14 protein-coding genes are annotated in these 11,344 nt (G+C 32.8%); 13 read left to right on the forward strand and 1 reads right to left on the reverse strand.

Annotation, left to right across the window (positions count from 1 at the left end):
- The first annotated feature begins 321 nt into the window (after window positions 1-321).
- On the forward strand, window positions 322-873 hold the full coding sequence (locus tag BOW55_RS16415; protein WP_129025019.1) for a hypothetical protein: 552 nt from the start codon (window positions 322-324) through the stop codon (window positions 871-873).
- 129 nt (window positions 874-1,002) lie between these two features.
- Window positions 1,003-1,365 (forward strand): hypothetical protein, encoded by a 363-nt coding sequence (locus BOW55_RS16420; RefSeq protein ID WP_129025021.1) that lies wholly within the window; start codon window positions 1,003-1,005, stop codon window positions 1,363-1,365.
- Between the two features lie 41 nt (window positions 1,366-1,406).
- Here the strand turns inward: BOW55_RS16420 and BOW55_RS16425 are convergent, their stop codons facing one another.
- Window positions 1,407-1,739, reverse strand: a complete 333-nt coding sequence (locus tag BOW55_RS16425) for a hypothetical protein (protein WP_129025023.1) — start codon at window positions 1,737-1,739, stop codon at window positions 1,407-1,409.
- Window positions 1,740-1,850: 111 nt separating this feature from the next.
- On the opposite strand from BOW55_RS16425, the gene BOW55_RS16430 reads away from it, so the two are divergent.
- The 11 genes from BOW55_RS16430 to BOW55_RS16480 all read left to right on the forward strand — a co-directional run bounded on the left by BOW55_RS16430 (window position 1,851) and on the right by BOW55_RS16480 (window position 11,230).
- Entirely contained in the window at window positions 1,851-2,087 is a 237-nt protein-coding gene (locus tag BOW55_RS16430) for a helix-turn-helix domain-containing protein (RefSeq protein WP_089055209.1), read from the forward strand.
- A 127-nt stretch (window positions 2,088-2,214) separates the two neighbouring features.
- Window positions 2,215-2,415 (forward strand): YqaE/Pmp3 family membrane protein, encoded by a 201-nt coding sequence (locus tag BOW55_RS16435; protein ID WP_089055210.1) that lies wholly within the window; start codon window positions 2,215-2,217, stop codon window positions 2,413-2,415.
- 221 nt (window positions 2,416-2,636) lie between these two features.
- On the forward strand, window positions 2,637-2,999 hold the full coding sequence (locus tag BOW55_RS16440; protein ID WP_129025025.1) for a hypothetical protein: 363 nt from the start codon (window positions 2,637-2,639) through the stop codon (window positions 2,997-2,999).
- A gap of 69 nt (window positions 3,000-3,068) precedes the next feature.
- The gene (locus tag BOW55_RS16445) at window positions 3,069-3,719 is read left to right on the forward strand and encodes a hypothetical protein (RefSeq protein ID WP_129025027.1); all 651 of its coding nucleotides are present in this window, start codon (window positions 3,069-3,071) and stop codon (window positions 3,717-3,719) included.
- Between the two features lie 175 nt (window positions 3,720-3,894).
- The gene (locus BOW55_RS16450; RefSeq protein ID WP_129025029.1) at window positions 3,895-4,326 is read left to right on the forward strand and encodes a hypothetical protein; all 432 of its coding nucleotides are present in this window, start codon (window positions 3,895-3,897) and stop codon (window positions 4,324-4,326) included.
- Between the two features lie 160 nt (window positions 4,327-4,486).
- Complete coding sequence (locus tag BOW55_RS16455; protein WP_129025031.1) at window positions 4,487-4,864, forward strand: VOC family protein; 378 nt, start codon at window positions 4,487-4,489, stop codon at window positions 4,862-4,864.
- Between the two features lie 97 nt (window positions 4,865-4,961).
- Window positions 4,962-6,041, forward strand: a complete 1,080-nt coding sequence (locus tag BOW55_RS16460) for an acyltransferase (protein ID WP_129025033.1) — start codon at window positions 4,962-4,964, stop codon at window positions 6,039-6,041.
- A 48-nt stretch (window positions 6,042-6,089) separates the two neighbouring features.
- Entirely contained in the window at window positions 6,090-6,467 is a 378-nt protein-coding gene (locus BOW55_RS16465; RefSeq protein ID WP_129025035.1) for a hypothetical protein, read from the forward strand.
- A 296-nt stretch (window positions 6,468-6,763) separates the two neighbouring features.
- On the forward strand, window positions 6,764-7,519 hold the full coding sequence (locus BOW55_RS16470; protein WP_129025037.1) for an AraC family transcriptional regulator: 756 nt from the start codon (window positions 6,764-6,766) through the stop codon (window positions 7,517-7,519).
- Between the two features lie 30 nt (window positions 7,520-7,549).
- The gene (locus BOW55_RS16475) at window positions 7,550-8,719 is read left to right on the forward strand and encodes an NAD(P)/FAD-dependent oxidoreductase (RefSeq protein WP_129025039.1); all 1,170 of its coding nucleotides are present in this window, start codon (window positions 7,550-7,552) and stop codon (window positions 8,717-8,719) included.
- A gap of 207 nt (window positions 8,720-8,926) precedes the next feature.
- Window positions 8,927-11,230 (forward strand): type IA DNA topoisomerase, encoded by a 2,304-nt coding sequence (locus BOW55_RS16480; RefSeq protein WP_129025041.1) that lies wholly within the window; start codon window positions 8,927-8,929, stop codon window positions 11,228-11,230.
- Window positions 11,231-11,344 lie beyond the last annotated feature (114 nt).

The following is an 11,344-nucleotide window of genomic DNA, read 5'->3' on the forward strand; positions in this document are numbered from 1 at the left end:
TTTTTACTGGTCGCTTTTGGCATTTTTAGGAATACCATTATTTTGTGTCATTTTTATCCTTATTAATTTATTAATCGATATTTCCGTACACAATGTAACTATTCTAAAAAGGCCTGCCTTTTTTTCAATAATTTATCTATTTCTAACCACAATAGAATTTTTATTGTTCCGAAAAAGAATCAACAAATTCAAAACTGAATAAACAAGATTTCTTTGCTCTGCGAAGGTTTCTGATTTCAAACAAACGATATAAAACATTCCAAATTCAGCATTATTTACAACCTGCATCAATTGTAAATATGCGTACAGAATTGTCTCAAAATGAAACTAAAAAATCATCCGTTTTTCAAAAAATATAAAGTCATCAAGGTCGTATTATTAGTACATCTCGTAACTTCGGTACTTGTATTAACTACTCAATTAGCTCACGGTTTTATAAATCAGGATATTGCAGGCAGTTTCAAAAAACCTTTTGAAAACTATAAAGCGTTATACAATCCCGAAAAATATCTCAAAAAAGATATTTTTGTAGTTGATACCGCTTTTGTTCAGAGCGAAGTTTCTTCTAGTCAAGGAAAATCTACTTCAAAAGATCATACCATAATTCGCGGTAATTTATTGCATTCTAAAACAAAAAAAGAAATAGATTGCGCTTACATCAATTCAGCAGTAATTACAGGAGCATACACTTACAACCAAAATGTAAAAACGATCGAAGTGCTCAGAAATACACTTAACGATGAAGTCTTTTATAACGATAAAACAGATCTTAAATCGCAAAAAATTGATGCTGTTTCGGGGTTGTATTTTTATTATTCTTTTATTCCGCTTCTTATAATTCTATTCCTTTTAAAAAAGAAATCACATAACTAAAATTTGATCTTAATTGTAAAATGCCTTCTTGTTTAACCTTTCTAAAAAGTTTTACTGAAACGTAAAATCAATCCCGAAAGCTTTTGAGATTGCGCAGCGAGGCATTAAATACTAACAAAAACAAACATATTGAAAACACTACTGCTTTTTTTATTTTTTTGCGCAGCTGCAAATGCACAGGACAAGCCAATTGGTAATTTTGAACATAGGTATTTTACAGATCCTGCTTATGACGGTTTTAGTTTTGGGCAAATTTTTACTCTTCAATTAAATCAAGACAATACTTATACTTTGATCGAAGACATTGAAAATGATGTCCTCGCTGAACCAACAAAAATTATTGGTTCCTATACCTACAATGAACACATTTTGACTTTACAAACTCCCACTATCCGAACATTTAAGGTGAATAAAAAAATGACCAAATTAAAAGCTGTCAAAAAAACGGAAGCGTTCGGAAATAAAATTCGGGAAATCTATATTAAAAAATAAACGATGCAAAATACATTATAAACACTGACTTTAACTCGAAATTATTCTTCTAGATTTTGAACTTTTTTAAGAAACATTTCATCTATTTCATCCAGAAATTCAAATGCATTCAAAGGAAAAAGCTGATGCACAACTTCTAAAATCAAAGGCAGATTAATAGTTGTTCTTATATCTGTTTCTGAAATTTTATGTACCTCGTTTTCTACACCTAAAATACATAATTTCAACATTTCATTAATAGTGCAGCCAAGTTCATAATAACTTGAAAACGCAACTTTGGCAACATACTGCTCATTTTCTTTGTTAGCCGATTTTAGCGTTTTAAAATAATAACGCATTAATTTTTTGAATTTTTCTTCGTTTTCCACTCCCATTATTATATAAGATTTAATTTACAATTTTAAACAAATATATGAAATTCGGTTGAAAACAATCGATTTTTAACAATCATATCGAAACAATCAATTACTTGTAATTTCATTTCTATGAAAAGAGAAAGAAAAAGTGAAATTCCAGAAGTCGTAAAAGAACTGGGAATTAAGATAAAAGATGTGATAAACAACAATGAATTAAAAACAAGAGAGGTTGCTCATGATGCTGAAATGGATGTAGAAAATTTACGAAAATATATTAAAGGTTCACAGGAAATGAAAATAGGAACTTTATTTAAAATTGCGCAAGCTTTAAAAGTTCATCCGAGCGAATTAATTAAGGATTTGTAATACTTCTTTGATTTTTAATTGCTCGACGAAGAGTTCTAATGAAACTCTGCGCAATCTCAAAAACTTTCAAGATTGATTTTGCGTTTTTTCTTCTTATAAATTATTAAACTTACAAACCAAAAAAGACATGACGCTAATTGCAATTTTCTTTCCCTTTGCTTCTTTCTTTTTGAGAGGAAAAATATTCACTTCTATTATTTGTCTCATCTTACAAATAACTTTAATTGGCTGGATTCCTGCGGCAATTTGGGCTGTTATTTCTCTACAGAATTCAAGAGCCGATAAACGTAATGAGAAACTAATAAAAGCGATGAAAACCAAATCTTAAAATAAGTACCTAAAACACCCACGCTGGCACGAGTGTCACGCTCGTGAACACAATCTATATCAATTTCAAAAGCTATACGGGCACGAGCGAGACGCTCGCGCTAGCTGGAGTTGCATACAACCGAATATTCCAAAAATTTTTCATCTGCATAAAACCTCAAACAAATACCTATATATTTGCTATAATCAAATTACTTCACTTCTAAGCTCAAAAGAACATATATGGAAGAAAAATTTTGCTGGCGTTGCGATATGAAAGTCAAAATGCTTGATGACGATGAATTCAAATTATGTCGGGAAGCATGGTTTCATGGAAAAAAAGTTGTTGAAAAAGAACTGGAAAAAAGAAATATTAAAGATCATGTTTGGTTTTACAAAATTGAAACATTTGAACAATATAGATATATGCTTGAAATGTATCGATTAATTACTGGTGAATACGAATCAAATCCTATGGCAATTTTGCATCATCAGATAAGTCAATTTGGAAAAGATTGTCCAAATTGCAAAAAACCTTTCAGAACTCCAAAAGCAACATATTGCCCAAGTTGTGGTTACGGCTCGGAAAACTTAACAAAAATCTAAAATCAAAAATTTTAGCTATTCACTATCTTCCTTTTCTAACAATAATGCACTAAACATTCAACAAACATCATGAAAAAAATATACTTCAGTTTTTTACTCCTTACTTTTCTTCCCTTTATTGGCTTTTGTCAACAAGAACAAATTAAATCTTCGAAAATAAGCGAATTAATAATCACACCGAAGGAAGACGGAAAAATAGAAGATGGCAAATATAAATGCAACTTGTTCGACTGGCAAATCGAAATTCCTTCTGACTTTACATTAACTTCAAAAGAAAGAACAAAAGAGCTTGAAGACAAAGGTTATGAAGCCATGAAAGAAAACAGTTCTCAAGGGAAAAATATCAGCCGAGATGTTATTACTTTGATCAGTTTTGAAAAAGATAAATACAATATTTTCAATGCTTCGTATGAGACATTAGCAGGCAAAAAGAAAATGACATTTGAAGAATACAAAATTTTCATTTCTAAACTTCTAGAAGAAACATACAATGGCAAGGGAATAAAGTTTGATATGGCAAAAAGCGATTTAAAACTTGGTAAATACGATTTTTACAAAATCTTGATTCATTTATATCATCCTAAAACAGAACAACTTATTTTTACGCAAGAGTTTTACAGCTCTTACATAAACAATTGTCTTTACACAGCCAATATAAGTTATCAAAATGAAAATTTAGGATATTTATTGGGCTACAATTTTGTCAAATCGTTTAAATAAAACGCTATAAATATGTTGTCCCGCTGAGACTTTATTACTTTCTGGACTTTAAAAAAAACTTCCTTCTGCTTCAATATTATTTTATAAAATAGTACGGCTTTACGTAAGGTTTTTCAGTAGAAACGAATTACTTTTAAAAAAACTTTTTAACTCGTTTTTAAAACAACCAAAACCAATGAAACTAATACTTAGCATTTTACTTTTTATTTTCAACTCGATTTTATTCGCACAATCCAGTCAATTTGCAGGCGATTATACACGTTCACTTTCAGACGAAGCAAAACAACATATAATCGAATACAAACTGAGCTTAAATCCCGATGGCACTTTTGAGTTTCATTCCTATTCCAAAATACAAGGCGGAACTCCGCCAGAATCTAACAAATACGGAAAAGGAAAATGGACTGTGAAAGACAATATGGTTACCTTTTCTACCAACAAAAAAGAAGATCTTGATGAAAAATACACTTTAGATTTTAATACTTCGAAAGCGAGATTTGTAACCAAAAATCCTAGAGACAAAACAGACCAAATTGTTAAAACAAAACTTCAATTTTTAGATTCGCAAATTCCGTGGATGAAAAAAATCGATATTTTTAAGATATAACAACATACAAGAGCAAATACTTATCAAGAAAGCTGCAGGAAATTATTTTCTGCAGCTTTTTTTTAGTTTATTAACAAAAAAAATCAATCTTTGCGAATGAGATTGTAAATTCATAAAAAATCAAGTTTGAGCAAGTAACTTTCTAACACCTATTTTAATTATGGAAACAAATTTTGAAGCAGGAATAAACATTGCAATTAAAATTCCAAAGCAAAAATACGATCAAACTGTAGCTTTTTATCGTGACATTTTAAAACTAGAAGTAAAAGAAGTGGCTATAACAAATCCGACCGTTTCAAAAACACATTCGGTTAAATTTGGTCACAATGTTATTTGGCTGGATTGTGTAGACAATTACACCCATTCTGAAACTTGGCTTCAATTAACGGTTCCCGATGTCGAAAAAGCGACGGATTATTTAAAACAAAATGGCGTAGAAACCTGCGACGAAATTGAGGAAATTCCAGAAAACATGCATTGGATTATGGATCCGGCAGGCACGGTTTTTAATTTGCAGAAAAATTCAAATCGTGAATAACTAAAAAAAACAATTTTACAAGCATCACAACTACTACTAAAAGCAAACGCTAAAAAAAATCTAATCTATAAACCACGAAAAAAAAGAATCTATTAACATGACAAAATCTGATACCGAAATTTTAAAAACCAAACAACATTTTGAAATCCTTGACGGCTTAAGAGGAATTGCGGCTTTGGCAATTGTAGTTTTTCATTTTATGGAAATCGTTTATCTGCCCAACGAAAATTTTATTGCACACGGTTTTTTAGCCGTTGACTTTTTCTTTTGTCTCTCAGGATTTGTTATCGCCTACGCTTATAACGATCGTATTGGCAAAATGGGACTTAAAGAGTTCTTTAAATCTAGGTTAATACGATTACACCCGTTAGTTGTTTTTGGCGCTGTATTGGGTTTTCTAGCCTTTCTTTTTGATCCTTTCAGCGGTCATTCCGCAACTTATGATACTGGCAGATTAATTTTGTTGTTTATTACTTCACTGCTTCTAATTCCATTTCCTGTAATGCCAGATCGCTATTTCAATATATTTGGTTTAAATGCACCGGCTTGGTCTTTGTTTTGGGAATATATTGCTAATATTCTTTACGCGCTTTTCCTGCATAAATTAAGTCGTAAATGGCTTTTTATATTAACCCTTTTGGCTGCCGCAGGAATTTGTTTTGTTAGTTATCGCGCAGGAGGTTCGTTGATGGGCGGATGGAGCGGAGAAACTTTTTGGGATGGCTGCGCTCGTATTTCGTTTTCTTTTTTAGCAGGAATGCTCATTTACCGTTCCAACTGGATTATTAAATCAAAACTTGGATTTATTGGGTTATCAATATTATTGCTGTTAACATTTGTAATGCCGTTTTCTGGTTGGAACTGGCTTACAGAACCTTTGGTAGTTTTACTGTATTTTCCTTTATTGATTGCATTAGGCGCTGGAGCTTCATTAACAGAAGGATTTAGAAAAATTTGTGTTTTCTTCGGAAAAATATCCTATCCTTTATACATGACGCATTATGCCGTAATGTGGATTTTTGCAGGTTATTACACCAAATACAAACCCACAGTTGGCGAGCTGACTTTGATTATAATTGCAGGAACAGCACTTTTGCTTGGTTTCGCTTATTTGACAATGGTTTTGTATGATACTCCAATTAGAAAATATCTTACTGATAGAAGAAAGAAAGTGTAATTTAAAAGAAACTTGCGTAAAACTGTTATGAATTTCTTTGCTTAAAACATGAAAGTACATTCAAAATTTAGACCCTTATATTTAATTAGAAAAAACAGCCTTTTTCTCTTTACTTGTTTTTGTTTTTTAATTTTCTATGATAAAGTAGTTAGTGGAGTTTATGAAACAATTATATTATTTTTTCTGTTTTTCACTGTTAGTATCTTTTTTCAAGTTATTAATCTTCGAGCAATTAATGAAATTATTGTTTCAGAAGAAGGTATAACAAAAATAAATTTTGTCTCAAAAAAAGAGACTTTTATTCCTTATTCATTAGTAGCAAATTTAGATACTATACGTGTTCAAGGAATGTCTGGAAAAGCAGGTCAAATAACTTCAGGTTATTTTGAAAGTATAGTGATTCTCAAAAACGGAAAAAAATATTAATCAGCCCAGATTCTTTTGAGAATTACCAAGAAATCATTGCTTCTATTAGATCTCATGTGCTGAATTAATTATTCAAAGAAAGATCTATTAAGCAGCAATTTCTGCATCAATTTTAATCTCATAAAAACACGTTTTAATTATTTGTTTTTATACATAACTTACTATGTGAAAGAAATATTTTTCTTTTTCACCTTCTTTTTTACACTAAAATCTATGTTTCTATGTGTTAAAAAACAACTATACGCAACAGCTAAGTTAAGTAGTTTTGTATTTTCGTGGTAAAACACTTGTTAGGTATGAGTAACGACTTCTATTATAATTTTCTTTTGCCAGAAGAGCCGCTTACTGACTTTGTAGAAAACATTGGTATGTTCTGCAATCCGTCAGACAAAGCAAAAGAAGTCGTTTTAATGCCAGACGGAAGAGTCGATTTGTTTTTTCTGCAATCCGATCAAGCGCCTTTTCAGATTATATTAATCGGGCTAGAAACAATTCCCGAAGAAAGAGTTATTCCGCCGCACACACTTGCGTTTAAAGTGAGTTTTAAGCCGCTTGGTGTCGAATATCTTTTGCAGACTTCGATTGCTGATATTTTAAACAGTGCCAAAGAACTGCCTAAAGACTTTTGGAATATTAATACTAATGATTTGAAAGATTTTGAAGCTTTTCAGCAAAAAATAACTGTGCAGTTAAAGAACCTTTTGCCTCATACAATAGACGAAAGAAAACGGCAGATTTTTGAACTTATTTATGCTTCAAACGGCGAAATAAAAGTAAAAGAACTTTCAGAAAAAATAGCTTGGAGCAGCCGAGAAATAAACCGATATTTTAATAAGCAATTTGGACTTTCTTTAAATGCGTTTTGTAAAATTCTACGTTTCAAAGCTTCTTTACAGCATATTGCAAAAGGCAGACTTTTTCCCGAATTAAACTTTACCGATCAAACTCACTTTATAAAGGAAATAAAAAAATTCTCGGGCGTTGTTCCCAGCGAACTTTTAAAAAATAAAGATGACCGATTTATACTATTATCGGTCCTGAAACAACAATAATTTTGCCTCGTATTACTAAAACTATACGAGATGTTACTACAAAATAAACAAGTAGCCATTATAGGCGGCGGTCCCGGCGGACTAACATTAGCAAGACTTTTACAGCTGCAAAACGTGAATGTAAAGGTTTATGAAAGGGATTTGAATAAAAATGCAAGAGTACAAGGTTCGCTGCTAGATTTACACAACGATTCTGGACTTGCTGCGATCCGAAAAGCTGATTTATTTAACGAATTTAAGAACAATTTTCTTCCTGGTGCCGATAAAACTCTTATCGTAAACGAGCAGGCTGCTATATTTTTTAGCGACCATGATACCAATCGCGAGGAAGATTTTGACAATGAATATTTTCGTCCTGAAATTGATCGTGGTACTTTACGAAAAATACTGTTAGAATCTTTACAACCTGAAACCGTAGTTTGGAACAGTCATTTTGATTCAATGGAAAAACAAAATAACGGCTGGTTGCTGCATTTTAAAAATGGTTCGTCTGCTTATGCAGATGTTGTTATAGGTTCTGATGGAGCAAACTCTAAAATACGCCCTTATATTACAAATATCAAAGCCATTTACTCTGGCATAACCATGCTTGAAGGCAATGTTTATGATTCCCAAAAAGCAGTTCCTAACATTGATTCGTTATGCAAAGGCGGAAAAATTATGGCTTTTGGGAATAACAAAAATATATTGCTTGGACAAAAAGGCGGCGGCGATCTTGGTTTTTATGCCAGTTTTAGAGCTAATGAAAACTGGACTGCAGACAGCGGTTTAGATTATTCGGATAAAACACAAATACTAAATTGGTTCAAAAATGAATATCCTGAATGGAGTACGATTTGGTACGAATTATTCGAAAATGTCACAACGCCATTTATTCCAAGACCCATTTATTGCATGCCTTTAAATCAAACTTGGGAAGCTTTGCCAAATGCCACAATTATTGGAGATGCTGCACACGTAATGCCGCCTTTTGCTGGCGAAGGCGCAAATATGGCGATGCTTGATGCTTTGGAATTAAGCGAATGTCTAACTTCTAACAAATACGATACACTGCAAGAAGCCATTTCGTTTTATGAATTGAATATGCGTGAAAGAGCTTCTAAAGCAGCGCAAGAATCTCTTGAAAACGGCGATAAAATGCATTCAGAAAATGCCTTGAAAATGATGTTGGATTTTTTTTCTAAGGGGCTAAGAGGCTAAGATGCTAAGGTTCTGAGAGGCTGAGATTCTAAGGTATTGAGGTTAATACAATAAACTTTCCAATATCAGCGGGAAATTTAACTGCAAAGTCACTAAGTTTTAAAGTTAACTAATAAAAAAGCTTAGTGTCTTTACGCCTTTGTGGCAAAAAATTTCAATACCAATTTCTAAATTCTTAATTTGCGCCTTCAAATAAGAAGGAGAAAAATGAAGGTCTGTATTGCTGAGAAACCAAGTGTAGCACGTGAAATCGCATCCGTTTTGGGTGCCAATACCAAACACGATGGGTATTACGAAGGCAATGGTTATGCTGTGACCTATACTTTTGGGCATTTATGCACCTTAAAAGAACCTAACGATTATAAACCGCACTGGAAAAGCTGGGATTTGAACAATCTGCCAATGCTTCCTGAGAAATTTGAAACCAAAGTAGTTCAGAATTCAGGAATCCAAAAGCAGTTTAAAATTATAAAAAGCCTTTTTGACAAAGCCGAATTGGTTATAAACTGCGGGGATGCCGGGCAAGAAGGAGAATTAATTCAGCGCTGGGTAATGAACGAAGCAAATTACAAAGGCGAAATACAACGTTTATGGATTTCATCTCTAACTACTGAAGCTATAAAAGAGGGTTTTGAAAACTTAAAACCTTCTGAAAACTACGATAATTTATTCTACGCTGGATTTTCAAGAGCTATTGGCGATTGGTTACTTGGTATGAATGCCACTCGTTTGTATACTGTAAAACATGGCGGTTACAAACAAGTTTTGTCTATCGGGCGTGTGCAAACGCCAACATTAGCAATGGTTGTAGATCGATTTAAAGAAATCGAAAACTTTAAACCGCAGCCCTACTGGGAATTACAGACTTTATATAGAGAAACGCTTTTTAGTTATGAAGAAGGTCGTTTTTTGAAAAAAGAAGATGGTGAAATTCTAGCCGAGAAAGTCAAAGAGAGTGATTTTGAAATTGTTTCTGTTGATAAAAAGAACGGAAACGAATATGCACCAAAACTTTTTGATTTGACAGGTTTACAAGTATATTGCAATCAAAAATTTGGATTTTCGGCAGAAGAAACACTTAAAATTGCACAGTCTTTATACGAACAAAAAGCCATTACATACCCAAGAGTTGATACGACTTTTCTACCAGGAGATATTTATCCGAAAGTAACTGGTATTTTGCAAAAATTAACGCATTACGCAGAACTGACACAACCGCTTTTAGGCAAAAAAATAAAGAAATCGCCTAAGGTTTTCAACGATAAAAAAGTAACAGATCACCACGCTATTATTCCAACCGGAATAGAAATTAATCTGCAATACAATCAGCAGCAAGTTTATGATATTATCACAAAGCGTTTTATTGCGGTTTTCTATGATGATTGTTTAGTTGCAAATACTACCGTTATTGGAAAAGCTGCCGATGTAACTTTTAAAGCAACAGGAAAAGAAATCTTGAAAAAAGGATTTCGAGTTGTTTTTGAAGATCCAAACGCAAAAGAAAAAGAAGCTGATTTACTGCCAAGTTTTGTTGTGGGCGAAAAAGGTCCGCATGAACCTTCGTTTCTGCAAAAAGAAACTAAACCCCCCAATCATTTTACCGAAGCTACTTTACTGCGCGCCATGGAAACGGCAGGAAAACAAGTTGACGACGAAGATTTGCGCGAATTAATGAAAGAAAACGGTATTGGTCGTCCGTCAACGCGAGCGAATATTATCGAAACTCTTTTTAAACGTCAATATATTGTTCGAAATAAAAAACAGGTTTTACCCACAACAACAGGAATTCAGTTGATTGATACAATTCAGAATGAATTAATAAAATCAGCAGAGCTTACAGGTTCTTGGGAAAAACAACTGAAAGATATTGAAAAGGGCAGTTTTACCGCTTCGGCCTTTATAAAAAACATGAAACGTATGGTTGAAGCTTTAGTCTATGAAGTACGAAGCGAAACTAAACATGCCAATATTTCGCACGCAGCAACAATCCAGAAACCTGTTGTTAAAGCAGAAAAAAAGAAAGCAGCTGGTATTTTGTCTGAAACCTGTCCGAAATGTAAAAAAGGAAATTTCATCAAAGGAAAATCCGCTTTTGGATGCAGTGAGTATAAATCTGGCTGCGATTTTGTCCTGCCTAATGTTTTTGCGGATAAAAAAATTACCGAAAGTCAATACTTGCGACTGCTTCAAAAAGGTTCAACCGTAAATATAAAAGGCTTTAAAACAGATTCTGGAACGGTTGAAGGTTTGATTCGTTTTGAAGAAAATTTCAAACTTAAACTAGAACCAAAGAAAACTGAGGCTAAACAGACTACAAATGAATCACCCGATTCTTTAATCTGTCCGAAATGTAAAAAAGGAACAATCTTAAAAGGAAAAACGGCTTATGGCTGTGCCGAATACAAATCGGGCTGTGATTTTAAAGTGACTTTTGATGAAGTCCGCGCTAAACTAAAAGATCAAAAACCTACTAAAGAATTGGTTTATTCTATTTTGAAGGAAAGCGTTTAGTTTTTTTCTTGCCACTGATTAATGGGATTAGAATGATTCTTTGCTTTGTGTGTTTGTTGCCACTAATTACACGAATTTCCACGAATTAAATTTTACACAGATTTAAAAAGATTT

The organism is Flavobacterium sp. YO12 (genome assembly GCF_004119495.1).
Classification (GTDB): Bacteria; Bacteroidota; Bacteroidia; order Flavobacteriales; family Flavobacteriaceae; genus Flavobacterium.